The sequence below is a fragment of the Bradyrhizobium sp. SZCCT0231 genome (genome assembly GCF_018130245.1).
Taxonomy (GTDB): domain Bacteria; phylum Pseudomonadota; class Alphaproteobacteria; order Rhizobiales; family Xanthobacteraceae; genus Bradyrhizobium; species Bradyrhizobium japonicum_F.
Window position 1 is genome coordinate 33,830 of record NZ_JAFCKP010000014.1, and the last position, 25,227, is coordinate 59,056.

Genomic DNA, 25,227 nt, shown 5'->3' on the forward strand with positions numbered 1-25,227 from the left:
CCAAAAACAAATCGTCCCGGCGAGGCCGGGACGATCCAGATCAGAAAATCAGAAGAAGCTTACTCGCCCGGGGCGACCTCGTCGCTGGACGCGGCGGGGGCCGCTTCGCGCTCGGGACGCGGCCCATGCGGCCGGCGGCGCCGGCGCGGATAGCGCTCGCCGCCGCCACCGCCCTCGAAGCCGCTCTGGCTGCCATTCACCTGCGGCTGCGCGCCGGTGATGAACGAGGGCAGGCGGTCGACGCCGCCGGCGTCGGCGATGACGGGCTGCGGCTGGTTCGCGGGTTGCGGCTGCGGCTGATATTGCGGCTGCGGACGATGCTCGCGTTCGCGGTGCTCACGCGGCTGCTGGTTGTCACGCTGATAGGACTGCTGGTTGTCGCGCTGCTGATGATCACGCTGGTGGTGATCGCGCTGGCCGTCGCGATCGCGCATGAACGGCTGCTGCTGGGGCTGCGGCACGAAGCCCGGCTCCTGGCCGAAGGCCGAGAAATTCTCGCCGTCGTCCTCGCTGTCGTCGCTCGTGCTGACAGGCTCGTCGCCGCGCGGCTGCTGGTTCTGGCGGAACTGCTCCTGGGCGGCCGCGATCATGCGGAAATAATGCTCGGCGTGCTGGTAATAGTTCTCGGCTGCAACGGGGTCGCCGGAGGAGCGCGCGTCACGCGCAAGCTGGAGATACTTTTCGGCGATGTGCGAAGCGGTGCCGCGAATCTTGATGTCGGGTCCGTTGGACTCGTAGACCCGGGTCATCGGGTTCTGGCCGCGTCGGTTGTTGTTATTGTTGTTGCGGTTGCGCATCCGCTGCTTGTTTTGACCGTTTCTCATGTCCTGCCTTTAATTCCAGCCCTAAAGGTTGCACGCATTACTGATTGCTAGGAGTGACCTGGTGACAGCGGCTCACACCTCTCGCGCACACCGCGCGCAAGAGCGGATCGAACCCTGCCGATGTTCGTCGACCGTCGCGTTCAACAAAGACGCGTTCCCCACCCGCCAGCATTCATTGCCAGCGAACCCATTCACTTCGCCTGCCGAAACAGGCCCAGCTGTCTTGCGTAAGTCTTCAAGCGCAATATCTGGCTTTCGTTCACGTTGCGGTCGGAGAGCAGCGCAGCTCCACTGGCCATCGCGCTCAACAGGACCTGCGGCTTGGAACCCTTAAATCAGTAAAGCTCTCGCCCGAGAGCCCGGCTTTCGCCCGTAGGGTCTACGGGGCCGGCACCGATGTGTTGAACGGAACGTAGTCGTTCCCAGGCGATATTCCAAGAGGTTTTTGCAGCCCAATCCGGCTTTTATGGGGGCATTTTTCGGGCCGAAACGGCCCGCGGAATGCCTACCAGGTCGGCCTTGGGTGGCCTGTCCAGCGATAACGCGGCGCCCCTCATCAAGGTTTCAATATTTTGGGCCTGGCCCTGTCCGGCCTCGACGATCAGCGCGCCGCCGGGCGCGAGCCGTTCGGCCGCCTGCGGGATCAGAGCGCGGTAGGCGTCATATCCGTCATTGCCGCCGTCGAGCGCCAGATGCGGATCGTGCTCGCGCACCTCGATGCTCAATTTCGGAATCTCGCCCGAGGGAATATAGGGCGGGTTCGAGACGATGAGGTCGAACGGGCCGCGCAGCGCCGCCGCATAGGAGCAGGCGACGAAGGCGGCGCGGTCGGCGAGGCCGAGCGCCGCGGCATTGTCCCTGGCGGTTCTGAGCGCGTTCTGGCTGAGATCGGTGCCGACGCCGAAAGCATCCGGAATTTCGTGCAGCAGCGCGAGCAGGATCGCGCCGGATCCGGTGCCGATGTCGGCGATGCGGGGCGGATGGGACGCCTGCCGCTCGCGAAAAAGCTCGAGCGCACGCTCGACCACCGTCTCGGTGTCGGGCCGCGGGACCAGGGTTGCTTCCGACAGGCGGAACGGCAGGCCCCAGAACTCGCGTGTCCCGAGAATGCGCGCCACCGGCTCGCCGGCGATGCGGCGCTGTGCATGCTGCGCGAGCCGCGATGCTTCGGCCGCGGTGAGAGGACGGGCAGCCTGCGTGACCAGGCCGGTGAGGTCGAGGCCGAGTGCCGCGCTGATCAGGATGCGTGCGTCGAGCTCGGCTTCGTCGAGCTGTGCCGATTTCAGCTGCGCGGCCAGCATACGCCGCGCGCGCTCGATGGATTGTCCGATGAAGGGGTTGCTCACGCCTCAGGCCGCCGCGCCTTGCGCAGCGAGCTGTGCGGCCTGGTGCTCCGTCGTCAGTGCGTCGACCAATTCGCCCAGCGCTTCACCCGCGATCACCTGCGGCAGCTTGTAGAGCGTGAGGTTGATGCGATGGTCGGTAACGCGCCCCTGCGGAAAATTATAGGTACGGATGCGCTCGGAGCGATCGCCGGAGCCGACCTTCTCCTTGCGTTCGGCCGAACGCGCCGCGTCGACCCGTTGCCGCTCGGCGTCATAGATGCGCGAGCGCAGGATGTTCATGGCGGAGGCGCGGTTCTTGTGCTGCGAGCGGCTGTCCTGCATCATCACCACGATGCCGGTCGGGATATGGGTGATGCGGATCGCCGATTCGGTCTTGTTGACGTGCTGGCCGCCCGCGCCTTGCGCGCGCATGGTCTCGATGCGCAGATCGTCGTTCTTGACGTCGACGTCGACGTCCTCGACCTCCGGCAGCACGGCGACCGTCGCCGCCGAGGTGTGGATGCGTCCCTGCGTCTCGGTGTCGGGCACGCGTTGCACGCGGTGCACGCCGGATTCGAATTTCAGCTTCGAGAACGCGCCGCGGCCCTGCACCTCAGCGATGATTTCCTTGTAGCCGCCGACCGTGCCTTCGCTCGCCGAGATCACCTCGACCTTCCAGCCCTGCAAGGCAGCGAAGCGCTCGTACATCCGGAACAGGTCGCCGGCGAACAGCGAGGCCTCGTCGCCGCCGGTGCCGGCGCGGATTTCCAGCACCACGTTGCGGTCGTCCATGGCGTCCTTGGGCAGCAGCGCGACGCGGATCTTCTGGACCAGCTCCTCGATTCTGGGCGTCAGCTCGTCGCGCTCGGCTTCCGCCATGCTCCGCATCTCCGGATCGGTCGCGGGATCGGCGATCAGCGCCTCGGCGTCGGCGAGCTCCTTGACGGCGGAACGATAGGCTTTCACCGCCTCGATCAGCGGGGTGATCTCGGCGAGCTCGCGCGTGATCTGCACATAGCGCTCGGAGGCGAGCTGTCCGAGCGATTCAGCCTCGAGCGAGGCGTGATGCGCGAGCAGGACGTCCAGTTTGGCTTCGGGAAGTGACGACATCGGTTCAGTCTCAAATGGCGGAAAGAGGCGAGGGCGGCGAGGAACGGGGGCAGGCCCGCTACAACGCAAGGCCCTCGGTCTCGGCAAATTCCGTCAGCTTCTGCCGGATCGAGACGCTGCCCGCCGGCGCATCCAGCAGAGGGTTGAGCATGGCTTCGGCCTTCTTGGCGTCGAGGTCGAGCACCATCGCCTTGACCGGGCCGAGTGCGGTCGCCGAGAGCGATAGCGAGCGGTAGCCCAGCGCGATCAGCGCCAGCGCGCCGATTGGCTTCGACGCCATCTCGCCGCAGAGCGACAGCGACTTCTGCGCCGCGTGCGCCTTGCGCGCGATGTCGCGCAACGCGCGCAGGATCGGCGCCGACATGGTGTCGAAGCGCTCGGACACCTTGGCATTGCCGCGGTCGACCGCGAACAGGAACTGGAACAGATCGTTGGAGCCGACCGAGATGAAATCGACCTTCTTCAGGAGCTCGTCGAGCTGATAGAGCAGCGCGGGGACCTCGACCATGGTGCCGATGTCGATTCTTTCAGGCAGCGTGTGGCCGTGCTGGCGCAAATAGGTGAGCTCGCGCTCGACCAGCGCCTTGGCTGAGTCGAATTCGGCGACCTCCGAGATCATCGGGAACATGATGCGAAGTGCACGGCCGCCGCCGGCGCGGAGCAGCGCGCGGATCTGGCCGCGCAACAGGCCGGGACGATCGAGCCCGAGCCGGATCGCGCGCCATCCCAGCGCGGGATTTTCCTCGATCACGGCTTCCATATAGGGCAGCGCCTTGTCGCCGCCGATATCGAGGGTGCGGAAGGTGACGGGCTTGCTGCCGGCGGCATCGAGCACGGTGCGATAGAGCGCGAGCTGGTCGCTGGTGCGCGGCAGGCTCTGGCCGACCATGAATTGCAGCTCGGTGCGGAACAGGCCGATGCCGGCACTGCCGGTGTCCTCGATATGCGGCAGGTCGATGGCCAGCCCTGCGTTGATCATCAGCTCGACCTTCTGGCCGTCCTTGGTGACGCAGGGCCGGTCGCGCAGCGCCAGATATTGTGCCTGGCGGCGGGCGCGGAAGCGCACGCGCTCGGCAAAGGCGGCCTCGATCTCCTGCGACGGGCGCACATAGATCGAGCCGGAGGTGCCGTCGACGATGATGGCATCGCCGGGGTCGGCGATGCCGGGCGCGTTCGGCACCTCGCCGACGGCGGGAATGCCGAGCGCGCGCGCCACGATCGAGACGTGCGAATTGGCGGTGCCTTCCTCCAGCACGATGCCGCGCAGGCGCTTGCGGTCGTAATCGAGCAGTGCCGCCGGGCCCATCGCGCGGGCGATGACGATGGCATTGTCGGGCAGTTGCTCGCGCGAGGGTGCATGGTCCTGACCAACGAGCTGTCGCATCAGGCGGTAGCCGAGATCCTCGAGGTCATGCAGCCGGTCGCGCAAATAGGGATCGGTCGAGCGCAGCATGCGCGCGCGGGTGTCGGACTGCACGCGCTCGACGGCGGCTTCGGCAGTGAGGCCGGTGGCGACCGCCTCGTGCAGCTTGTGCGACCAGCCCTGGTCGTTGGCGAACATGCGGTAGGCTTCCAGCACCTCGCGATGCTCGCCGCCATCGGCGACGTCGCCGCGCTCCAGCATGCGGTCGAGGTCGGAGCGCAGCTTGGCCAGCGCGCTGTCGAGCCGCTTGATCTCCTTCGGCAGGTCCTCGGCGATGTAGTCCTTGATGACGACGCGCGGCTCGTGCAGCACGACATGGCCGAGCGCGATGCCCTCCGAGAGGATGGCGCCGACCTTCTGCGCGGAATGGCGCGCGGCCGGCTCCAGGCCGGGCTGCGCCAGCGCCGACAGCTCGCCGGAGGCGATCAGTTCCGCCAGCACCATGGCGGTGGTCTGCAGCGCCTCGAGCTCTTCCTCGACATAGTTGCGCTTGGCGCGGTTCTGCACCACCAGCACGCCGAGCGTGTTGCCGGCGCGCAGGATCGGCACGCCGAGGAAGGAGTGGTAGATTTCTTCGCCGGTCTCGGGACGGAACGAGAAGGCCGGATGGCTTTGCGCATCGCTGAGGTTGAGCGGGGTCGCCTCGCTGGCGACGAGACCAACGAGGCCCTCATGGGCGCTGAGCACGGTATGGTGCACAGCCTCGCGGTTGAGACCTTCGGTGGCGTAGAGCTCGAGCGTGTTGTCGACGCGCAGCACGTAGACCGAGCACACCTCGGCCACCATGTTGGCGGCGATCAGCACCACGATTTTGTCCAGCCGCTCCTGGGCCGAGACCTGCTCCGCCATGGTTTCGCGGAGCCGTCTCAACAAGACGCGGGGACCTCCCGACGCGCTCCGCATGAACCGTCAATCTCCTCCGTCTGCCAGACCCGGCGGTATCGGCCGGCGGCTGGCCCAAAATTCCAGAAAAACAACCAAATTGTTTGTCCGGCGCAGGCACAAGCCCCAAAAATCTACTTGAGATTTGGCGCCCGTACCGAATCAGCGCCGCCTGAACTGGGACACAGTCTGCGGCAGCCCACCCTGTCCGCCGTATAGCGAATTGAGGCTTGTTTTGCCAAGCAAAACGCCTGCCAGACGCGAAGGTGTGTACACCTTCGCGTTTGCTGCGACCGCTAAGAGAAAATTAGCCCAGGCATGGTCCGGAAAAGTGCGAAGCGGTTTTCCGGAAAGGCCATGCTCAAACGACAATCTGAAGCGCGACGAGGGTCGCGCTTCAGGCCTGATCGAGGCCGTAGAGCGTGTGCAGCGTGCGCACCGCCAGCTCGGTATAGGCGGTGTCGATCAAAACCGAGAATTTGATCTCGGAGGTTGTAATGGCCCGGATGTTGATGTTCCGCCCCGCAAGGGCCGAGAACGCCTGGGCGGCGACGCCGGCGTGGCTGCGCATGCCGCTGCCGATCACCGAGATCTTGGCGACGTCGGTGGCGGTATCGAGCCGGGCATAGCCGATCTTGGCCTTGGCGGCGGTAATCGTGTCCTTGGCGCGGGTGTAGTCGGCGGCCGGGACCGTGAAGGTGAGGTCGGTGGTCTTGCCGTCCTCGGAAACATTCTGCACGATCATGTCGACGTTGATGTTGGCATCCGCCAGCGGGCCGAAGATCGAGGCCGCAACGCCAGGCTTGTCCTCGATCTGGCGCACCGAGATCTGGGCCTCGTCCTTCGAAAAGGCGATGCCGGTGACGACGTGGCTTTCCATGATCTCCTCCTCGCTGCAGATCAGCGTGCCGGGCGGCTGGTTGGCATGCGGGTCGATATCCTCGGGCTTGTCGAAGCTCGAGCGGACGAAGATCGGCATGTTGTGGACCATGCCGAGTTCCACCGAGCGGACCTGGAGCACCTTGGCGCCCTGCGAGGCCAGTTCCAGCATGTCCTCGAACGCGATCTTATCAAGCCTCTTGGCCTTCGGCACGATTCGCGGGTCGGTGGTGTAGACGCCGTCGACATCGGTGTAGATGTCGCAGCGGTCCGCCTTGACGGCGGCGGCGATCGCCACGGCCGAGGTGTCGGAACCGCCACGGCCGAGCGTGGTGATGCGATGGGTCTCGGGGTTGATGCCCTGGAAGCCGGCGATGACCGCGACCTCCTTGCGGTCCCTAAAGCGCTTGATGATCTCGCTGCCGTCGATGTCCTCGATCCGGGCCGAGGCATGGGCGTCGCTGGTCTTGATCGGGATCTGCCAGCCCTGCCAGGAGCGGGCCTGGATGCCCATGCCCTGGAGCACGATGGCAAGGAGGCCGGAGGTCACCTGTTCGCCCGAGGCGACCACGGCGTCGTATTCGCGCGCATCGTGCATCGGCGAGGCCTCGGTGCACCAGGCCACCAGCTCGTTGGTCTTACCCGACATTGCCGAGACGACCACGGCCACTTCATGGCCGGCATCGACCTCACGCTTCACATGGCGTGCGACGTTGCGGATGCGTTCGATATTGGCGACGGATGTGCCGCCGAATTTCATCACGAGGCGGCTCATGACGACGCGTGCATTCCTTCATAAGGATCAGTATGGTGACCCGCACTGGACGGGCCTCGCGGACACCGACCGCGCGTATACAGAGCGTCGGGGCCGGGGGCAAGCGGGTTCCTGCGGGGGCAGGGTGTGGGGTAGTGGGTTAACCGAGGTCATGGCGCGCTATATCGACGAGATCCTGCAACCCGGCGAGCGGGTGCTGTATTCGACCAATGCGCACTGGATCTTCTATTCTCCGGCCATCGCGGCCTGGATCGTGGCGCTGGTCCTGTTCGTCCTGTCCCGGCAGGCCACCGCCGACGGGCTCGTATTGCTTTGCCTCGTTGCCTCCGGTCTCGTGGCTCTGGCGGCCTTGTACTGGACCATCAAGGGCTGGTTCCATCGCTTCACCACCGAGACCGACGTCACCAACCTCAGGGTCGTGCACAAGACCGGTTTCATCAAGCGCCGAACCTTCGAGATGGCGCTGGACAAGGTCGAGAGCGTCGATGTCGACCAGACCATTCTTGGACGTATTCTCAACTACGGCGATGTGACGATTCGTGGCGTCGGCGAGGGGATCGAGACGATCAAGACCATCGCCTCGCCGCTCGCTTTCCGTAGTTCGATCACCACGCGGTAGGACCGCGCGCAATCATGAGCATGCAGCAAAATACTTCCCTCACCGCCCAGCCGGGCTCGACCGTCGACGCCGCCGAGATCGCGAAATTTTCAAAGCTCTCGGCGGAGTGGTGGGACCCCAAGGGCAAGATGGCGCCGCTGCACCGGATCAACCCGCTGCGGCTCGGCTACATCCGCGACGCCGCCTGCCGCAAGTTCGAGCGTAACGTCCGCAGCCTCAATTGCCTCGGGTCCTTGCGCGTGCTCGACATCGGCTGCGGCGCCGGCCTGCTCTGCGAGCCGCTGTCGCGCCTGGGGGCCCAAGTCATCGGCATCGACCCGTCGGCGAGCAACATCGCGGCGGCGAAGCTGCACGCCGACAAGAGCCATCTGGCGATCGACTACCGCTGCACCACGGTGGAGGAGATCGATCCGCGCGAGCGCTTCGACATCGTGCTGGCGATGGAGGTGGTCGAGCACGTCACCGACGTCGGCGTCTTCCTGAAGCGTTGCGCCGCGATGCTGAAGCCGAACGGCCTGATGGTGGTCTCGACGCTGAACCGCAACTGGAAGAGCTTTGCCCTCGCCATCGTCGGCGCCGAATACGTGCTGCGCTGGCTGCCGCGCGGCACCCACGAATGGAACAAGTTCGTCACCCCCGACGAGCTCGCAAAATACCTGCTCGACAACCGCCTCGTCATCACCGAGCAGACCGGCGTCGTCTACTCACCCTTCGCCGACAAATGGGCTCTCTCGTCCGATATGGACGTGAACTACATGGTGGTCGCGGAAGCGATGGTGTGAGGGCGGAAGTAGGATGCGAGCTGCCTCTCCACAAACGGTGTCGTCCCTGCGAAAGCAGGGATGACGGCGGAGTTGGTCGCGAGAGCATCGCACCCATGACATCCGCGTGATTGACCTGCTTCGCCGCCAGCGGCAGGTTGGCTGGAATCGCTAGCCCCTGCCACCCCACGACCCATGCTCACCATCGCCAGCCTCTGGATTCCCTTCACCATCATCGCTGCGCTCGGCCAGGTCGTGCGCAACGCGATGCAGCGGTCGTTGACGAAGCCGCTGGGGACCTGGGGCGCGACCAACATCCGCTTCCTGTTCGGCTTCCCGTTCTCGCTGCTGTTCCTCGGCGTGGTCCTGGTCGCGACTGGCGATCATCTGAGCGCGCCGCCGGCCGTGTTCTGGCCGTGGCTGCTGTTAGGGGCGCTCAGCCAGATCGTCGCGACCGGCCTGATGCTGCTTGCGATGAACGACCGCTCTTTTGTGGTGACGACGGCTTACCTGAAGACCGAAGCGATCCAGACTGCGATCTTCGGCTTCGTCTTCCTCGGCGATCGCCTGACCTGGCCGAAGGTGCTGGCGATCGTGATCGCGACCGTCGGTGTCGTCGTCACCGCGCTGCGCCCCGGTGGCGAGAAGAGCTTTGCCGAGCTGAAGCCGACCATCACCGGCCTCGTCGCCGCGGCGGCGTTCGCGCTCTCTGCGGTCGGTTTTCGCGGCGCCATCATCACCGTGCCGGACGTGTCGTTCGTGACGGCCTCGTCATTCACGCTGGTGCTCGGCCTGTTCGTGCAGACGCTGGTGCTGACGATCTATCTGCTCTGGCGCGCGCCGGACGTGTTGCGGGGAATCCTCGGGCTGTGGCGGCCGTCGATGCTCGCGGGTTTTACCGGTGCCTTCGCCTCGCAATTCTGGTTCCTGGCATTCGCGCTGACGGCGGCCGCCAATGTCCGCACGCTCGCGCTGATCGAGGTGCTGTTCGCGCAAGCCGTCGCCTGCTACTCGTTCAAGCAGCCGATCGCGCCGCGCGAGCTTGCAGGCATCGCGCTGATCGTGGTCGGCGTGGCGGTGCTGGTGGGAGCTTAGTTCCGGTCTTCCGGCAGCGTCGGCAGCGGCGAGACCTCGATGCCTTCGTCGATCAGCGACTTCGCCTCTTCCGGCGAGGCCTCGCCGTAGATCGGCCGGTGCTCCTTGTCGCCGTAATGCATGGCGCGGGCTTCGTTCGGAAAACGCTCGCCGACATTATCGGCGTTCTTGACGATGTGGTCGCGCAGCTCTTTCAGCTTGGCGCGCAGCTCGCGCTCCTGCGCCATCAGCAGCGAGGTCGGTCCTGACGGCGCAGCCTCGGCCGTGGTCGCAGCAGTGGGCTCCGGCGGCGGCACCGCGGGACCGCGGCCCTTCTTGCCGACGATGCGCGGCGCCATGATCGCCTTGTCGACCTTGGCCGAGCCGCAGATCGGGCAGGTCACGAGCTTGCGTTTCACCTGCGAATCATAGGCCGACGAGCTCTGGAACCAACTTTCGAAGGCGTGATTGCGGTCGCAGTGGAGCGCGTAGCGGATCATGCCGAGCCCCGCACGAGGTGCAAATGATCCGGCCCGGCCTTGGGATCGGAGACGCCGAAGCGGCGGCCGTGCTGGAGCGATGGAATCGCGCGGCGGGCGGTCTCGACCTTGGCCGGGTCGATCTTGGCCATGATGATGCCGGGCTCGACATCGGCTTCGGCGAGGATCTCGCCCCAGGGATCGATGATCAGCGAGTGGCCATAGGTCTCGCGCTTGTTCTCGTGCAGGCCGGCCTGGGCTGCAGCGAAGACGAAACAGCCGGTCTCGATCGCCCGTGCACGCAGCAGCACGTGCCAATGCGCTTCACCGGTCTTGCGGGTGAAGGCGGAGGGCACCGTGATGAAATACGCGCCGCTCTCGGCGAGCGCGCGGTACAGCGCGGGAAAGCGCACATCGTAGCAGATCGTCAGCCCGACCCGGCCCCAGGGCAGGTCGGAGATCACGGCGGTCTCGCCCGGCTGGTAATTGGCGGATTCGCGATAGCTCTCGCCGTCCGGCAGCTCGATGTCGAACATGTGGATCTTGTCGTAGCTCGCGAGCACGTCGCCCTCGGGCCCGATCAGGAAGGAGCGGTTGACCGCCTTCTCCGGCGAGAAGCGCAGCGCCAGCGAGCCGACATGGAGGTGAATCTTCAGCTCCGCCGCGAGCGCCCGGTAGGCCTTCAGCGAGGTGTCGTCCTCTTCGCTCTGCAGGTGCTCGAACAATGCCTTGCGGTTCAGCTGCATCATGTTGCTGACTTCGGGCGTCTGCACGTAGTCGGCGCCATTGGCCGCAGCCTGCCGGATCAGCCTCGTTGCCTGTTCGAGGCTCGGTCCGGGCATCAGGCCGGTGCGCATTTGCACCATGGCGGCGGTGAAGGTGCGATTCTCGCTCATGACACCGCCTTGATGCTTTCGAGCAGGCCGTCGAGCTTGCCTTCGCGGTCGAGCGCGTAGAGGTCGTCGCAGCCGCCGACATGGGTGCCGCCGATCCAGATCTGCGGGAACGTCGAGCCGTCGCCGGCGCGGCCGTACATCTCCTGGCGCCAGGACGGGTTCTTGGCGACGTCGAATTCGGTGAAGGTCGCCTTCTTGCGGGTCAGCAGCGACTTGGCGGCGGAGCAATAGCCGCAGCCCGGCCTGGTGTAGATCTCGACAGCAGCAGTCATCTCGTCTGGCGCTCTCATGTCATGAATTCATTGAACTATATGGGACTTCACCTGATCTCCACAACCCGGGCGAAGACCAGCACGTCGACCTGGGCTGCCTTGGCGCGGAGCAGGGCGCGCGCGCAGGCATCCAATGTCGCACCTGAGGTCAGCACGTCGTCGATCAGGACGACACGGCGGCCCTGGACCTCGGCTTGGCGGTCGGGAGATACCTGGAATGCGCCCTGCACATTGGTGGCGCGCTGGGCCCGCGACAGGCCGATCTGCTGCTCGGTGGCGCGGACCCGCCGCAGCACGTCGCCCTGCACCCTGACCCCGCTCTGCCGTTCGATGATGCGCGCCAGCGCTCCGGACTGGTTGTAGCGGCGGCGCCAGGCCCGCCGCCAATGCAGGGGCACCGGCACCAGCATGTCGGCGCCCGTCAGCAGCTCGCCGCCTGCGCGCGCCATCCAACGCCCCATGGCCGGCGCCAGATCCGTGCGGTCCTGATACTTCAAGGCATGCACCAGCGTGCGTGCGACGTCGTCATAGCGCACCGCCGCGCGCGCCCGCTGGTAGGCCGGCGGGCTCGCGATCGCCTCCATCGACAGCATGTCGGGGCCGGGATCATAGACGAAGGGAACGCCGAGCCGCGGGCAGTAGGGCCGTTCGATGAACGACAGTCGCGCCCAGCACGAAGCGCAAACGCCCTCGCCATCGACTGGCTCGCGGCAGGATACGCACTGCGTCGGCAGTGCGATGTCGAGCGCGAGCCGTGCCGCGCGCGCCAGCGCATGGCGGCCGGCCGTCCATGCGGCACGCAATGGTGAGGAGATGGAACGGGGAGGGGCGGCGTCGACTTCCATGAGAGAAGGCTAGCGCCGAGCGACATTCGGCTCAAGCAGCGGAATTCGGTCTCGTGCCCCGGACGCAGCGCACCGCTCCCGGCGATGCGAAGCATCGTCCGGTGTGGTGCGCTGCTGAGCCGGGGCCCAGAGATCCGCATGCGCCGATGCATGGGTCCCGGCTCTGCGCAGCAGCGCTAAGGGCGCTGCAGCGCGTCCGGGACACGAGAGTGGATTGCCATGACCAGCATGATCGGCGTAACCAGCGGCATGGCCCAGACCCCGCAAACCCCGCCCGCCTTGTTCGATCGTGTCTTGCTGCACGCACGGCAGCGGCGTGCGCAGGCGCAAGGTGCCGTGAGCTTCCTGCTCGATCGGGTCGCCGAGGACATGTCGGACCGGTTGGCCGCAGTGATGCGCGAGTTTCACGCACCGGCTGATCTCTGGACGCCCGGCGAAGGTCTCAAAGTCCTATACGCGCGGCTTCCATCGATCGCGCACATCGCGATTGATGCGGCCGGCGCGGAAAAACTGCCTTTCGCGCCTGAGAGCCTCGATCTCGTCGTCTCGGCGCTGGCGCTGCAATTCGTCAACGACCTGCCGGGCGTGCTTGCGCAGGTCCGCCGGGCGCTGAAGCCGGACGGCTTGTTGCTCGCCGCGATGATCGGCGGCGACAGCCTGACCGAGCTGCGCCAGGCCTTTGCCGCGGCGGAAGCCGAATGCGAGGGCGGTGTGTCGCCGCGCGTGGCGCCGTTCGCTGATCTTCGCGACATCGGCGCGCTGCTGCAGCGGGCCGGCTTTGCGTTGCCGGTGACCGACGTCGACCGTGTCGTGGTGCGCTATGGCAATGCGTTCGCGCTGATGCAGGATCTCCGCCGCATGGGCGCAGCCAACGTGCTGATCGAGCGGCGGCGCACGCCGAGCCGGCGCGCGACACTGCTGCGGATGGCCGAAATCTACGCCGAGCGCTTTGCCGATGCCGACGGGCGCATCCGTGCGACGTTCGACATCATCTGGCTCTCCGGCTGGGCCCCGCATGCGAGCCAGCAGCAGCCGCTGAAGCCGGGATCGGCGAAAGCGAGCCTGGCGGAGGCGGTGAAGAAGGCGGGGAAGGAGTGAGTCGTGTCCCGGACGCGCTGCAGCGTTCTTACGCTGCTGCGCAGAGCCGGGACCCAGTCTGCGGTCTCTGGGCCCCGGCTCTGCAGCGCTTCGCGCTGCGTCCGGGGCACGGTGCAACTCACATCAGCAAATCAATCAGATGCGGGATCAGCGGAATGTCCGCAGGCGGCATCGGATAGTCGCGCAGTCTGTTGGCGCGGACCCAGGCGAGGTTCTGGCCCTCGCGCGGTGTCACCAGGCCTTCCCAGCGCCGGCAGATGTAGAGCGGCATCAGGAGGTGAAAGGTCTCGTAACCGTAGCTGGCGAAGGTCAACGGCGCCAGGCACGGCTCGGCGACGGCGATGCCGAGCTCCTCATGGAGCTCGCGAATCAGGCTCTGCTCCGGCCGCTCGCCCATTTCGAGCTTGCCGCCCGGGAATTCCCACAGGCCCGCCAGCGCCTTGCCCTCGGGGCGCTGCGCGATCAGGACGCGCTTGTCGGCGTCGACCAGCGCGCAGGCCACCACCAGTGTCAGTTTGAGATCGGCCATGCTGCCTTACGACCTGTAATCCCCGTTGATCGCCACATACTCCTTGGTGAGGTCGCAGGTCATGACGCGGTCGCGGCCCTTGCCGAGGCCGAGCGAGACCAGAATCGCGATCTCCGGGGCCTTCATCGCCTCCGACACCTGCGCCTCGTCGTAGTCGGGATCGCGCGCGCCGCTCTTGGCGACGCGGATGCCGTTGAAGGAGATCGAGAGCTTGTCGCGGTCGGCCGGCTCGCCGGCCTTGCCGACGGCCATCACGACGCGGCCCCAATTGGCGTCCTCGCCGGCGATCGCGGTCTTCACCAGCGGCGAGTTGGCGATCGACATCGCGATCTTGCGCGCCGAGGCCTTGGTCTTGGCGCCCTCGACCGTGATCTCGACCAGCTTGCGCGCGCCTTCGCCGTCGCGGGCCACCTGCTCGGAAAGATTGGCGAGCACTTGATTGAAGGCCTTCACAAAAGCCTTCAGGCGCGGATCGCTGGCGCGGCTGATCTTCGGCGCGCCGTGCTCGGCGGCGGCGCCGGTGGCGAAGGCCAGCAGCGTGTCCGACGTCGAGGTGTCACCGTCGATCGTCACCGCGTTGAACGTGTCCTCGACGCCGCTCTTGAGCAGGGCCTGCAGCGCGGCGGGCGCGATCGGCGCGTCGGTGAAGACGAAGGACAGCATCGTCGCCATGTCGGGTGCGATCATGCCGGCGCCCTTGGCCATGCCGTTGATGGTGACCTTGGCCTTGCCGAGCTTGACGGTGGCGGTCGCCACCTTCGGGAAGGTGTCGGTGGTCATGATCGCCTTGGCCGCGGCGAGATAATCGCCGGGCTCGGCGGTCTCGGCGAGGCGGCCGAGCACGCCGTCGAACTTGGTCGCGTCCAGCGGCTCGCCGATCACGCCGGTCGAGGCCAGGAAGATCTCGCCCTCGCTGCAGCCGACCGCCTTGGCCGCGATCTTCGCGGTCAGCGCGGTGGAGGCGCGGCCGGTCTTGCCGGTGAAGGCATTGGCATTGCCGGAATTGACCACGAGCGCGCGCGCCTTGCCGCCCTTCAGCTTGGCGCGGCACCATTCCACTGGCGCCGACGGGCATTTCGACTTGGTGAAGACGCCGGCGACGGCGGTGCCCTTGTCCATCACCGCCAGCAGCACGTCGGTGCGGTTCTTGTAGCGGATGCCGGCTTCGGCCGTCGCGAGGCGGACGCCTGCGATCACAGGCATGTCGGGAACGTGTTTCGGGGCGAGCGGGGAGACGGTTGAGGACATCGCGGGGCGCCTTGGTGAGGTCTGGATATGCAGATGGCCGGACCATCAAGTGCAAAGACGTGCTTCGCACTTTAGGCCCGGCCATTGCGACGTTAGATACTATTGGCGTCCGCGAAGTGACAGCGAATTCTTACTTCTTCGCCGGCGGAGCCATCTTGCTATCGGAGGGTTTGGCGTCCTTGGACGCGTCCGCCGCCGGCTGGTCGAGCCGCTCGACCTTGGCTTCGGTGCGCAGCTTGGCGACGTACTCGGCCTGGGCCTTGCGGGTCACGTACTGCTCGATCTGGGCCTTGACCTGCTCGAAATCGGGCGCCTTGCGGTTGCGCTTTTCCTCGACCTTGATGATGTGCCAGCCGAACTGCGACTTCACGGGATCGGAGATCTTGCCCGGCTCGAGCGCAAAGGCGACGGCCGAGAACTCCGGCACCATCTGGTCCTTGGTGAAGAAGCCGAGGTCGCCGCCATCGGCGGAGCCCGGGTCCTTGGACTTCTTCTTGGCGAGCTCGGCGAAATCGGCGCCCTTGTCGAGCTCGGCCTTCACCGCCTTGGCCTCGTCCTCGGTCTCGACCAGGATGTGGCGCGCGCGCACCTCCTGCTCGCCGGTGATCTGCTTGGCGGCCTCCTCATAGACCTTCTTCATGGCGTCCGGCGTGGTGGCGGCCTTGCCCTCGTTGGCGAGCAGGCTGTCCATCAGAAGCCGGTTGCGGGCGAAGGCCAGGCGCTTCTTGAACTCCTCGCTGTCGGCGATCTTCTTGTCTTCGGCAGCCTTGCTGACGATCTTCATGTCGATCAGGAAGGACAGGACGTTCTCGTCCTTGGTCGCCGGGTCCATCTGGGCGAGGCTCGGCCCGAGTTCCTCCTCGGCCATGGTGACGTCGCTCTTCTTGATTTCCGCGCCATTGACCTTCGCAAGCACCGGATCATCGGCGGCCCGCAGCGGGCCCGCGAACGCCAGGGACAGCGCCAGAGCGAGGCTGCCAGCCAGGGCGGACGCATGGCGCAAGCGCTGGCCGGTGATTACCGGGAACGAGGTGGTCATGGAAAATCCTTATGTTGAAGCAGGGGGGCTGCTCGAGCGGGGCGGACACTCGCCCAATTCAGGGGGGCTTGGCAACGCGAAAAGTCTGTCAAAATGATGAATTAGCCGCAATGCGCCCGCCGTTGACAAGGCCCTGACCGGGCCATATCTCTGCCCGGTCGCGACCATGGCGATGGCGTTTATTTTGCTGCGTTTTTGGCCGTTGAACCCAGACTTGCCCAATTCCCACCCATATGGCGGATGACTCCCGCGGTCCGGGCTCTGACGCCGCGAAGCGTCACGGTGAGTTGATAGGCAGGCGGGTGACAACTTCTTGGCTGCAACGCGGTTAAATCGCGAACACAGGAACTAAGCATGATCGGCGCGCTCGCCCGCAAGTTTTTCGGCTCCGCCAACGACCGGCGGGTGAAGGGATATCAGTCCCGCGTCAACGCGATCAACGCGCTGGAGCCCGAGGTCTCGAAACTCTCCGACGAGGCGCTCAAGGCCCGCACCGCCGAATTCCGGAAGCAACTCGCCGCGGGCAAGACGCTTGACGATCTCCTGGTGCCCGCCTTCGCCACGGTGCGCGAGGCCGCCAAGCGCACGCTCGGCCAGCGTCATTTCGACGTCCAGCTGATCGGCGGCATGGTGCTGCACGAGGGCGACATCGCCGAGATGAAGACCGGCGAAGGCAAGACGCTGGTCGCAACCCTTGCGGTCTACCTCAACGCGCTCGCCGGCAAGGGCGTCCACGTCGTCACCGTCAACGACTACCTCGCCCGCCGCGACTCCGGCTGGATGGGCCAGATCTACGGCTTCCTCGGCATGACCACCGGCGTGATCGTGCACGGGCTCGACGATGCCGAGCGCAAGGCCGCCTATGCCTGCGACATCACCTACGGCACCAACAACGAATACGGCTTCGATTATCTCCGCGACAACATGAAGTACCGGCTCGAGGACATGGTCCAGCGGCCGCACTTCTTCGCCATCGTCGACGAGGTCGACTCCATCCTGATCGACGAAGCGCGCACGCCGCTGATCATTTCCGGTCCGCTCGACGACCGCTCCGACTTCTACAACACCATCGACGGCTTCCTGCCCAAGCTCGACAAGTCCGACTACGAGGTCGACGAGAAGCAGCGCACGGTGACGCTGACCGAAGCCGGCATGGAGAAGATCGAGACGCTGCTGCGCGATGCCGGCCAGCTCAAGGGCGAGTCGCTCTACGACGTCGAGAACGTCTCCGTCGTGCACCACATCAACCAGGCGCTGCGCGCCCACACGCTGTTCACGCGCGACAAGGACTACATCGTCCGCGACAACGAGGTCGTCATCATCGACGAGTTCACCGGACGCATGATGCCGGGCCGCCGCTATTCGGAAGGCCTGCACCAGGCGCTGGAAGCCAAGGAGCACGTCCAGGTTCAGCCCGAGAACCAGACGCTGGCCTCGATCACCTTCCAGAACTACTTCCGCATGTACGAGAAGCTGGCGGGCATGACCGGCACCGCCGCGACCGAAGCGGACGAATTGTTCGACATCTACAAGCTCGAGGTCGTGGAGATCCCGACCAACCTGCCGATCGCGCGCCTCGACGAAGACGACGAGGTCTATCGCACCCATAAGGAAAAATACGGCGCCATCCTCGCCGAGATCGAGCGTGCCAATGCGCGGCTGCAGCCGGTGCTGGTCGGCACGGCCTCGATCGAGAAGTCGGAGGTGCTCGCCGAATTCCTCAAGAAGAACGGCTACAAGCAGATCGATTTCGGCAAGGAGAGCGCGCTGGACAAGCTCTATGCCGCGGCCCGTGCCGGCAAGCCGGCAAAGCTGTTCGCGGTGCTGAACGCGCGCTTCCACGAGCAGGAAGCCTATATCGTCGCCGAAGCCGGCGTGCCCGGCGCGATCACGATCGCCACCAACATGGCCGGCCGCGGTACCGACATCAAGCTCGGCGGCTCCCTGGAAATGCGCATCCAGCAGGAGACTGCTGATATCACCGACGAGGCGGAGAAGGCCAACAAGATCGAGCAGATCAAGGCCGATATCGAGCACTTCCGCGACCTCGTGCTGAAGGCGGAGGAGACCGTCGAGGTCGAACCGGCAAAGGGATCCAAGCCCGCCAAGACCGTGAAGAAGCCCGGCGGCCTCTACATCATCGGCTCCGAGCGCCACGAATCCCGCCGTATCGACAACCAGCTGCGCGGCCGTTCCGGCCGTCAGGGCGATCCCGGCCGCTCGAAATTCTTCCTGTCGCTGGAAGACGACCTGATGCGCATCTTCGGCTCGGACCGTCTCGACAGCATGCTTCAGCGTCTCGGCCTGCAAGAGGGCGAGGCCATCATCCATCCCTGGATCAACAAGGCGCTGGAGAAGGCGCAGCAGAAGGTCGAGGCGCGCAACTTCGACATCCGCAAGAACCTCCTCAAGTTCGACAACGTCCAGAACGACCAGCGCAAGGTGATCTTCGATCAGCGCGTCGAGCTGATGAGGGACGAGAGCGTCGCCGAGACCGTCGCCGACATGCGTCACGCCTTCATCGACGACCTCGTCGCCAAGCACGTGCCCGAGCATGCCTATGCCGAGCAGTGGGACGTCGCCGGGCTCAAGGACGAATTGAAGCGCGTGCTCGATCTCGACCTGCCGGTCGACGAATGGGCCAAGGAAGAAGGCATCGCCGACGAGGAGCTGCTGACGCGCATCGAGACCAAGGCCGACGAGCATATGGCGGCCAAGGTCGCGCAATGGGGCCCCGACGTGATGCGTTACGTCGAGAAGACCATCCTCCTGCAGACGCTCGACCATCTCTGGCGCGAGCATCTGATCATGCTCGATCATCTGCGCCAGGTCATCGGCCTGCGCGGCTACGGCCAGCGCGATCCCTTGCAGGAGTACAAGACCGAAGCGTTCAATCTCTTCCAGGAGATGAGCGCTCACTTACGCGAGGCCGTCACGGCGCAGCTGATGCGCGTCGAGATCGTCCCGCCGGAGCAGGAAGCCCCGATCCTGCCGCCGATGGAGGCGCACAAGCTCGACCCCAACACCGGTGAGGACGAGATGGCGCTCGCCAGCGTCACGCTCGGCGCCCAGGCCACCGACGCGGCGCTGCGCGATCCGAAGAACCCGGCGAGCTGGGGCAAGGTCGGCCGCAACGAGGACTGCCCGTGCGGTAGCGGCAAGAAGTACAAGCACTGTCACGGGCGGTATGCGTAGCGGCTAGCTACGCGGGCGTGAGGCGCTACGTCGTTGCCTCATTCTCCACTGTCGTCGCCCGGTTTAACCGGGCGACCCAGTACGCCGCGGCCTCTGGGCTCAATCACATCAATCTCTGGAATACTGGATCGCCCGATTGAATCGGGCGATGACAGTTGAGCATGTTGCCTGAATCCGTAGCCCGGATGGAGCGAAGCGCAATCCGGGATCTGTCGTCATGCGCAAAAGACCCGGATTACGCTTGCGCTCCATCCGGGCTACGGCTGTGCGGCGCGACGTGCTACTGCGCGCCCCTCAATTCGAACTGTCGATCAGGCTCTCCAGCAGCCGCTTGAGCTCGCTCGTCGACTTGTCGCCGTAGCTCTCCAGGATGTGCTCCTCCTGGTCGACCGCGAGCGAGTTGAGCTTCTTGCAAAGCACCTTGCCGCGGTCGGAGATGAACATCAAAACCTTGCGGCGGTCACCCGGGTCCTGCACGCGATAGACCAGCGTGTCGGAGACCATGCGGTCGATCATCTTGGTCAGCGTCGGATGGTTGAGCAGCACGGCGTCCGCAAGCTCGCCCATCGAATGGCCCTCGTCATCCGACAGCACTTTCAGGATGCGCCATTGCTCGACCGGAACGCCCTCCTTGCTCAACCGCAGTTCGAGCTGCCGGTTGATCTCCCGGTTGGCTTGCGCGAGCAGATAGGCGAGATGTTCTGTGATCGGGGAGTTTTCTTTCGACGGTTTTGCCACGGCTAAGACTTCGTCTTGACCCAATTGAGTGAATGTCTTGCAATCAATGCTGCATCTATATGCACTTCAATTCTTGAATATTCAATATTTTCAAAATAGGATCATTGCCCAACAAAAGGGCGGAAGCCGCGGCCGCCTGCTCAATGTGCTTTCAGGTCTGGTCCCAGACAGGAGTTGGCGTGCGCGCGACGGTAAACTTCCCGGCTCACGGCGGCCCGGCGTTGCCGCCGTCCTTGCTGTTCAGGAATCTGTCGTCGTCGGCGGCTGACTTCGACTTGTCTCCGGTCGATGCGCATTTCATGAAGCGGCGCGGCGCGCGCAACAAGCTGCGCATCGGCAATTTTCTCACCTTCACCGGTTCGCCCGGGATCTGGGGCCCGACCTCCACCAACAGCGCGATGCTGGCGGTTGCCGAGATCAACAAGCGCGGCGGCATTCTGGGCCGCGAGCTCGAGCTGTCGATCTACGATTCCGGCGGGCCGATCGACGAGGTGGTGCGCCGCGCCGAGCAGGCGATCGCCTTCGACGAGGTCGATCTCATCATGGGCTCGCATATCAGCGCGGTCCGCGTTGCGCTGCGCAAGGTCACCGGCAACCGCATCCCCTATATCTACACCCCGGTCTATGAAGGCGGCGAGCGCACGCCCGGCGTCATGGCGATCGGCGAGACGCCGCGCTGGCAGAGCCGGCCGGCGATCCATTGGCTCGCGGAGGTCAAGAAGGCCGCGCGCTGGTACCTGATCGGCAGCGACTATGTCTGGCCCTGGCAGTCGCATCGATCGGTGAAGCGCTACATCAAGGAGGCGGGCGGCCAGGTCGTTGGCGAGGAGTTCGTACCCGTCGGCGAGGACAATCACGAGCCGCATCTGGCGCGCATCCGCGCCGCCAAGCCTGACGTGGTGCTGATCTCGCTGATCGGCACAGACAGCATCACCTTCAACCGCGCCTTCGCCGAAGCGGGCCTTGCCCCCTCGACGCTGCGGCTCGCGGGCGCCATGGACGAGACCGTGCTGCTCGGCATCGGCGCCGACAACACCGAGAACCTGTTCTGCGCCTCCGGCTATTTCAACGGCATGGCCTCGCGCGCCAATGACGAGTTCCTCGGCGCCTATTATTCCATGTTCGGTGCCAACGCGCCGCCGGTCGGCTCCGTCGGTCAGTCGAACTATGAGGGGCTGCGCTTCCTGGAATCCGTCGCCAACCGCGCCGGCTCGCTGGCCTTTCGTCCGCTGCTGAAGGCCGCGCGCAACACCGTCTACTCGGCGGGCCGCGGTCCCGTGACGCTTCGCGACGGCCGCGCCGAGATGCCGATGTACCTCGCTGAAGCCGACGGTCTCGACTTCAGGATCATCAAGACGCTCTGAGAGGCGGCCGCCGATACGCCGCAGCGATCTTGCGAAATAATACTTGAAAAGGAAAATATTTCCGTCTGTAATATCGACGTGAAGCCGGTTGGCCCGCGCCGTGCAGGCGCGAGCGAGAGGCTTCCGTTCAACGCCAGGGATCAAGAAGCCTTCAAGGAGAGCGCCGTGACAGTTGTCCTTCCCACGCCCGCCCAACTTCGCAGTGTCGCCGAGCAATGCGGCCTTTCGCTGTCCGATGACGACGTCGCCTCGTTCCGCGGCCTGATGCAGGGCTCGATCGAAGCCTACAATCTCGTTGCCGCGATGCCGGACGAGGTGCCGGAGGTGAAATATCCGCGCACGCCGGGCTACCGGCCCTCGGCCGAGGAGAACCCGCGCAATGCCTGGTATCGCAAGTCGACCGTGAAAGGCGCCGCCAGCGGCAAGCTGAAGGGCAAGACCGTTGCGCTCAAGGACAACATCATGCTGGCCGGCGTGCCCATGACCAACGGCTCGTCGACGCTGGAAGGCTATATGCCCGATTTCGACGCCACCATCGTCACGCGCATGCTGGATGCCGGCGCAGAGATCGCCGGTAAAACCCATTGCGAGCACTTCTGCCTGTCCGGCGGCAGCCATACCGGTTCCTACGGGCCGGTGCATAATCCGCACAAGATGGGCTACTCGGCCGGCGGCTCGTCGTCGGGCTCGGGCGTCGTGGTCGCGCTCGGCGAGGTCGACATGGCGATCGGCGGCGACCAGGGCGGTTCGATCCGCATGCCGTCCTCGTTCTGCGGCATCTACGGCATGAAGCCGACCTGGGGCCTTGTGCCCTATACCGGCATCATGCCGATCGAGATCTATGTCGACCATACCGGCCCGATGACCGCGACGGTCGCCGACAATGCGCTGCTGCTCGAAGTGCTCGCCGGCGACGACGGCTACGATCCCAGGATCAAGGCGCCGAAGGTCGAGGAGTACACCAAGGCGCTCGGCCAGGGCGTCAAGGGCATGAAGATCGGCATCCTCAAGGAAGGTTTTGAGCAGCCGGTCGCAGAGGCCGCGGTGAATGAAAGCGTGCGGGAGGCCGCGAAGCGCTTCAAGGATCTGGGCGCCACCGTAGAGACCGTCTCGATCCCGATGCACCTTCTGGGCGGCGCGATCTGGACCCCGATCGGCACCGAAGGCCTGACCCAGACCATGATGTTCGGCGACGGCTACGGCCTCAGCCGCGGCGATCTCTATTCGACCTCGCTGATGGATTTTCATCGCGGCTGGCGCCGGCAGGCCGACTCGCTGTCCGAGACCACGAAGCTGTTCATGATGCTCGGCACCTACATCAATAACAATTTCGGTCCACGCTTCTACGGCAAGGCGCTCAACATCTCGCGCCGGCTCACCGCGGCCTACGACAAGGCCCTCAAGGACTACGATCTGCTCCTGCTGCCGACGACGCCGATGAAGGCGACCAAGCTGCCGGAGCCCAATGCCAGCCGCGAGGAATACGTCGCGAGGGCGCTCGAGATGATCTCGAACACTGCGCCGTTCGACATCACCCATCATCCCGCGATGTCGCTGCCCTGCGGCATGGTCGATGGCCTGCCCGTCGGCCTGATGCTGGTCGGCCGCATGTTCGAGGAATCCACCATCTACCGCGCCGCGCACGCCTTCGAGCAGGTCGGCGACTGGAAGAAGATGTGAGCGAGGTGTTGATGCAGACAGAGCGTCTTCGAGCGAAGTGGATACCGGTTCGCGTCAAGAAAACGCGTCAAAACAAGAATCCAACGCATGGCTAACGCGTTCGTCGCGGCGTTCGAGATCCTGAGCTTTGGTGCGATCATCGTCTTGATCGTGCTGGGGCTCGGGATCATCGCCAGCATGATGGGCATCTTCAACTTCGCGCAGGGCGAGTTCGTCCTGCTCGGGGCCTACATCACCTATCTCGCTTATGCCAAGGGCCTGCCGATCTGGGCCGGCATGGTCGCGGCGCCCTTCGTTGTCGGCGCGCTCGGCTTCGCGCTGGAGGCGCTGATCATCCGCCGCTTCTACGCCGCACCGATCGTCGCCATGCTCGGCACTTATGCGCTCGGCCTGATCATCCGCGAATCCGTGCGCGGCCTGATCGGCGGCTTCTATCTCACCGTGCCGGAGCCGATCGGCGGCTCGATCGATATCGGCGCGATGCACATTTCGGCCTGGCGCTTCACCATCATCATCATCACGCTGCTGGTGATGGGCCTCTGCTATCTGCTGTTGTCGCGCACCAGCTTCGGCCTGCGCGTGCGCGCGACGCTGGAGAACCCGTCGCTGGCGCGTGCATCCGGCATCTCCACGCCGCTGATCTACGGCGCCACCTTTGCCTTTGGTGCAGCGCTGGCCGGCCTTGCCGGTGCGCTGATCGTGCCGGTGTTCAGCCTGTTTGCCGATCTCGGCCTGCGCTTCCTGATCCAGGGCTTTGTCGCGGTCATGGTCGGTGGAGTCGGCTCCTTCATCGGCCCGGTCGCAGGCGCCGGGCTCATCGGCACGCTCAGCGCCGCGCTGCCCTGGGTGATGGCGCCTGTCGTCGCCGACGTCCTCGTCTTCGTGCTCGCCATTGTCTTCATCAAATTCCGCCCGCAGGGCCTCATCGCTGGAAAAGGGGTTTAATCACATGCTCGATCGCACTCAGCTCACGCGACGTCGTTTCCTCTCCAATTTCGCCTTTGCCTCCGGCGCTGTCGCCACCGGCGTCGGCAGCTGGGTGATCCCGGCGCCCTGGGCCAATGCGGCCGAGGCCCCGATCAAGGTCGGCATCGCCACCGACCTCACCGGCCCGATCGCCTATGCCGGCAATGCTGACGCCAACGTCGCCAAGATGGTGATCAAGGAGATCAACGCGGCCGGCGGCCTGCTCGGCCGTCCGCTCGAGCTCTACATCGAGGACACCGCGTCCAACGAATCCGTTGCGGTGGGCAACGTGCGCAAGCTGATTCAGCGCGACAAGGTCGACATGGTGCTCGGCGGCATCACCTCCTCGATGCGCAACGCGATCAAGGATCCGATCGTGGCGCGCGGCAAGACGCTGTACATCTATCCGCAGCTCTACGAGGGCAAGGAGTGCACGCCCTACCTGTTCTGCACCGGCCCGACGCCGGCGCAGCAGTGCGACGAGTTCATCCCCTGGCTGATCAAGAACGGCGGCAAGAAGTTCGCGCTGCCGAGCGCCAATTACGTCTGGCCGCACACGCTCAACGTCTATGCCCGCAAGGTGATCGAGCAGAACGGCGGCGAGGTCGTGTTCGAGGAATACTACCCGCTCGACCAGGTCGACTTTTCCGCGACCGTCAACCGCATCGTCTCCAACAAGGTCGACGTCGTCTTCAACACCGTCATTCCGCCGGGCGTCGGTCCGTTCTTCAAGCAGCTCTATGAAGCCGGCTTCCTCAAGAACGGCGGGCGGCTCGCCTGCGTCTACTATGACGAGAACACGCTCAACATCAACCAGGCCGCGGAGATCGAGGGCCTCGCCAGCTGCCTCGACTATTTCAAGGTGCTGACCAAGGAGAACCCGTTCGACGCCAAGATCCAGGCAGCCTATGAGAAGGATTTCCCGGGCAACTTCCTTTTCGCCGCCGGCAGCGCCGCGACCGGCACCTATCGCGGCCTCAAGCTGTGGGAAGCCGCGGTGAAGGAGGCCGGCAAGATCGATCGTGAATCGGTGGCCGCCGCGCTCGACCATGCCAAGATCGCCGAAGGTCCCGGCGGCCCCGCCGAGATGGTGCCGGGCAAGCGGCACTGCAAGATGAAGATGTACACCGCGGTTGCCAAGGGCGGGAACTACGAGATCGTCGCGCGCAGCAACGGCCTCGTCGATCCCAAGGAATGCTGAGTTCG

At 65.2% G+C, this 25,227-nt stretch carries 22 protein-coding genes; 9 read left to right on the forward strand and 13 right to left on the reverse strand.

All coding sequences use genetic code 11. The features are described 5' to 3' along the window. Window positions 1–59: 59 nt before the first annotated feature. The 5 genes from JQ566_RS25985 to JQ566_RS26005 all read right to left on the reverse strand — a co-directional run bounded on the left by JQ566_RS25985 (window position 60) and on the right by JQ566_RS26005 (window position 7,218). Window positions 60–824, reverse strand: coding sequence for a DUF4167 domain-containing protein (locus JQ566_RS25985; protein WP_212377672.1), 765 nt, complete (start codon window positions 822–824; stop codon window positions 60–62). Between the two features lie 464 nt (window positions 825–1,288). Beyond that, the gene (gene prmC / locus JQ566_RS25990) at window positions 1,289–2,170 is read right to left on the reverse strand and encodes a peptide chain release factor N(5)-glutamine methyltransferase (protein WP_212377674.1); all 882 of its coding nucleotides are present in this window, start codon (window positions 2,168–2,170) and stop codon (window positions 1,289–1,291) included. A 3-nt stretch (window positions 2,171–2,173) separates the two neighbouring features. After that, window positions 2,174–3,259: a peptide chain release factor 1 gene (prfA, locus tag JQ566_RS25995; RefSeq protein ID WP_212377676.1), complete on the reverse strand. Its 1,086-nt coding sequence runs from the start codon at window positions 3,257–3,259 to the stop codon at window positions 2,174–2,176. 58 nt (window positions 3,260–3,317) lie between these two features. Then, window positions 3,318–5,585: a phosphoenolpyruvate--protein phosphotransferase gene (gene ptsP, locus JQ566_RS26000; protein WP_212377678.1), complete on the reverse strand. Its 2,268-nt coding sequence runs from the start codon at window positions 5,583–5,585 to the stop codon at window positions 3,318–3,320. 376 nt (window positions 5,586–5,961) lie between these two features. Continuing rightward, the gene (locus JQ566_RS26005; RefSeq protein WP_212377680.1) at window positions 5,962–7,218 is read right to left on the reverse strand and encodes an aspartate kinase; all 1,257 of its coding nucleotides are present in this window, start codon (window positions 7,216–7,218) and stop codon (window positions 5,962–5,964) included. A gap of 151 nt (window positions 7,219–7,369) precedes the next feature. Between JQ566_RS26005 and JQ566_RS26010 the strand changes: the two genes are divergently transcribed. The 3 genes from JQ566_RS26010 (at window position 7,370) to JQ566_RS26020 (ending at window position 9,693) form a co-directional block, all read left to right on the forward strand. Continuing rightward, on the forward strand, window positions 7,370–7,837 hold the full coding sequence (locus tag JQ566_RS26010) for a PH domain-containing protein (protein ID WP_212377682.1): 468 nt from the start codon (window positions 7,370–7,372) through the stop codon (window positions 7,835–7,837). A 14-nt stretch (window positions 7,838–7,851) separates the two neighbouring features. Next, window positions 7,852–8,619, forward strand: a complete 768-nt coding sequence (gene ubiG / locus JQ566_RS26015) for a bifunctional 2-polyprenyl-6-hydroxyphenol methylase/3-demethylubiquinol 3-O-methyltransferase UbiG (RefSeq protein WP_212377684.1) — start codon at window positions 7,852–7,854, stop codon at window positions 8,617–8,619. A 174-nt stretch (window positions 8,620–8,793) separates the two neighbouring features. Further along, the gene (locus JQ566_RS26020) at window positions 8,794–9,693 is read left to right on the forward strand and encodes an EamA family transporter (protein WP_212377686.1); all 900 of its coding nucleotides are present in this window, start codon (window positions 8,794–8,796) and stop codon (window positions 9,691–9,693) included. Here JQ566_RS26020 and JQ566_RS26025 read toward each other — a convergent pair. The 4 genes from JQ566_RS26025 to JQ566_RS26040 are packed head-to-tail and all read right to left on the reverse strand — an operon-like array spanning window position 9,690 to window position 12,164. Then, window positions 9,690–10,172 (reverse strand): DUF1178 family protein, encoded by a 483-nt coding sequence (locus tag JQ566_RS26025; RefSeq protein ID WP_212377688.1) that lies wholly within the window; start codon window positions 10,170–10,172, stop codon window positions 9,690–9,692. The two genes, JQ566_RS26020 and JQ566_RS26025, sit on opposite strands and share 4 nt — an antisense overlap. Continuing rightward, complete coding sequence (locus JQ566_RS26030; RefSeq protein ID WP_212377690.1) at window positions 10,169–11,047, reverse strand: carbon-nitrogen hydrolase family protein; 879 nt, start codon at window positions 11,045–11,047, stop codon at window positions 10,169–10,171. The genes JQ566_RS26025 and JQ566_RS26030 overlap by 4 nt, the downstream gene beginning before the upstream one ends. Next, the gene (grxC, locus tag JQ566_RS26035; protein WP_212377692.1) at window positions 11,044–11,319 is read right to left on the reverse strand and encodes a glutaredoxin 3; all 276 of its coding nucleotides are present in this window, start codon (window positions 11,317–11,319) and stop codon (window positions 11,044–11,046) included. The genes JQ566_RS26030 and grxC overlap by 4 nt, the downstream gene beginning before the upstream one ends. Window positions 11,320–11,366: 47 nt before the next feature. Next, on the reverse strand, window positions 11,367–12,164 hold the full coding sequence (locus JQ566_RS26040) for a ComF family protein (protein ID WP_212377694.1): 798 nt from the start codon (window positions 12,162–12,164) through the stop codon (window positions 11,367–11,369). A 228-nt stretch (window positions 12,165–12,392) separates the two neighbouring features. Here JQ566_RS26040 and JQ566_RS26045 point away from each other — a divergent pair, with 228 nt between their 5' ends. Beyond that, window positions 12,393–13,262, forward strand: coding sequence for a methyltransferase domain-containing protein (locus JQ566_RS26045; RefSeq protein WP_212377937.1), 870 nt, complete (start codon window positions 12,393–12,395; stop codon window positions 13,260–13,262). A 118-nt stretch (window positions 13,263–13,380) separates the two neighbouring features. Here JQ566_RS26045 and JQ566_RS26050 read toward each other — a convergent pair whose 3' ends face one another. The 3 genes from JQ566_RS26050 to JQ566_RS26060 all read right to left on the reverse strand — a co-directional run bounded on the left by JQ566_RS26050 (window position 13,381) and on the right by JQ566_RS26060 (window position 16,078). After that, window positions 13,381–13,791, reverse strand: coding sequence for a (deoxy)nucleoside triphosphate pyrophosphohydrolase (locus JQ566_RS26050; protein WP_212377696.1), 411 nt, complete (start codon window positions 13,789–13,791; stop codon window positions 13,381–13,383). A 6-nt stretch (window positions 13,792–13,797) separates the two neighbouring features. Then, window positions 13,798–15,039, reverse strand: a complete 1,242-nt coding sequence (gene argJ / locus JQ566_RS26055) for a bifunctional glutamate N-acetyltransferase/amino-acid acetyltransferase ArgJ (protein WP_212377698.1) — start codon at window positions 15,037–15,039, stop codon at window positions 13,798–13,800. 130 nt (window positions 15,040–15,169) lie between these two features. Then, window positions 15,170–16,078 (reverse strand): peptidylprolyl isomerase, encoded by a 909-nt coding sequence (locus JQ566_RS26060; RefSeq protein ID WP_212377700.1) that lies wholly within the window; start codon window positions 16,076–16,078, stop codon window positions 15,170–15,172. A gap of 354 nt (window positions 16,079–16,432) precedes the next feature. Between JQ566_RS26060 and secA the strand changes: the two genes are divergently transcribed. Next, window positions 16,433–19,273: a preprotein translocase subunit SecA gene (gene secA, locus JQ566_RS26065; protein ID WP_212377702.1), complete on the forward strand. Its 2,841-nt coding sequence runs from the start codon at window positions 16,433–16,435 to the stop codon at window positions 19,271–19,273. 294 nt (window positions 19,274–19,567) lie between these two features. Here secA and JQ566_RS26070 read toward each other — a convergent pair whose 3' ends face one another. Next, entirely contained in the window at window positions 19,568–20,011 is a 444-nt protein-coding gene (locus JQ566_RS26070; protein WP_212377704.1) for a MarR family winged helix-turn-helix transcriptional regulator, read from the reverse strand. Between the two features lie 179 nt (window positions 20,012–20,190). On the opposite strand from JQ566_RS26070, the gene JQ566_RS26075 reads away from it, so the two are divergent. The 4 genes from JQ566_RS26075 (at window position 20,191) to JQ566_RS26090 (ending at window position 25,222) form a co-directional block, all read left to right on the forward strand. After that, window positions 20,191–21,375, forward strand: a complete 1,185-nt coding sequence (locus JQ566_RS26075) for a substrate-binding domain-containing protein (RefSeq protein ID WP_212377706.1) — start codon at window positions 20,191–20,193, stop codon at window positions 21,373–21,375. 165 nt (window positions 21,376–21,540) lie between these two features. Then, window positions 21,541–23,055 carry an amidase gene (locus tag JQ566_RS26080; protein ID WP_212377708.1) on the forward strand — a complete coding sequence of 505 codons (1,515 nt, stop codon included), beginning with the start codon at window positions 21,541–21,543 and terminating at the stop codon, window positions 23,053–23,055. Between the two features lie 87 nt (window positions 23,056–23,142). Beyond that, on the forward strand, window positions 23,143–24,000 hold the full coding sequence (locus JQ566_RS26085) for a branched-chain amino acid ABC transporter permease (RefSeq protein ID WP_212377710.1): 858 nt from the start codon (window positions 23,143–23,145) through the stop codon (window positions 23,998–24,000). A gap of 4 nt (window positions 24,001–24,004) precedes the next feature. Next, the gene (locus JQ566_RS26090; RefSeq protein WP_212377712.1) at window positions 24,005–25,222 is read left to right on the forward strand and encodes a substrate-binding protein; all 1,218 of its coding nucleotides are present in this window, start codon (window positions 24,005–24,007) and stop codon (window positions 25,220–25,222) included. The last annotated feature ends 5 nt before the right edge of the window (window positions 25,223–25,227 follow it).

Coding starts and splice junctions, on each gene's coding strand:
- JQ566_RS26005 (WP_212377680.1), bottom strand. CDS start 7,218: ATGAGCCGCCTCGTGATGAAATTCGGCGGCACATCCGTCGCCAATATC.
- JQ566_RS26040 (WP_212377694.1), bottom strand. CDS start 12,164: ATGGAAGTCGACGCCGCCCCTCCCCGTTCCATCTCCTCACCATTGCGT.
- argJ (WP_212377698.1), bottom strand. CDS start 15,039: ATGTCCTCAACCGTCTCCCCGCTCGCCCCGAAACACGTTCCCGACATG.
- grxC (WP_212377692.1), bottom strand. CDS start 11,319: ATGACTGCTGCTGTCGAGATCTACACCAGGCCGGGCTGCGGCTATTGC.
- prfA (WP_212377676.1), bottom strand. CDS start 3,259: ATGTCGTCACTTCCCGAAGCCAAACTGGACGTCCTGCTCGCGCATCAC.
- JQ566_RS26025 (WP_212377688.1), bottom strand. CDS start 10,172: ATGATCCGCTACGCGCTCCACTGCGACCGCAATCACGCCTTCGAAAGT.
- JQ566_RS26010 (WP_212377682.1), top strand. CDS start 7,370: ATGGCGCGCTATATCGACGAGATCCTGCAACCCGGCGAGCGGGTGCTG.
- ubiG (WP_212377684.1), top strand. CDS start 7,852: ATGAGCATGCAGCAAAATACTTCCCTCACCGCCCAGCCGGGCTCGACC.
- JQ566_RS26020 (WP_212377686.1), top strand. CDS start 8,794: ATGCTCACCATCGCCAGCCTCTGGATTCCCTTCACCATCATCGCTGCG.
- JQ566_RS26050 (WP_212377696.1), bottom strand. CDS start 13,791: ATGGCCGATCTCAAACTGACACTGGTGGTGGCCTGCGCGCTGGTCGAC.
- JQ566_RS26085 (WP_212377710.1), top strand. CDS start 23,143: ATGGCTAACGCGTTCGTCGCGGCGTTCGAGATCCTGAGCTTTGGTGCG.
- JQ566_RS26045 (WP_212377937.1), top strand. CDS start 12,393: ATGATCGGCGTAACCAGCGGCATGGCCCAGACCCCGCAAACCCCGCCC.
- JQ566_RS26030 (WP_212377690.1), bottom strand. CDS start 11,047: ATGAGCGAGAATCGCACCTTCACCGCCGCCATGGTGCAAATGCGCACC.
- ptsP (WP_212377678.1), bottom strand. CDS start 5,585: ATGCGGAGCGCGTCGGGAGGTCCCCGCGTCTTGTTGAGACGGCTCCGC.
- JQ566_RS26090 (WP_212377712.1), top strand. CDS start 24,005: ATGCTCGATCGCACTCAGCTCACGCGACGTCGTTTCCTCTCCAATTTC.
- JQ566_RS26060 (WP_212377700.1), bottom strand. CDS start 16,078: ATGACCACCTCGTTCCCGGTAATCACCGGCCAGCGCTTGCGCCATGCG.
- secA (WP_212377702.1), top strand. CDS start 16,433: ATGATCGGCGCGCTCGCCCGCAAGTTTTTCGGCTCCGCCAACGACCGG.
- JQ566_RS25985 (WP_212377672.1), bottom strand. CDS start 824: ATGAGAAACGGTCAAAACAAGCAGCGGATGCGCAACCGCAACAACAAT.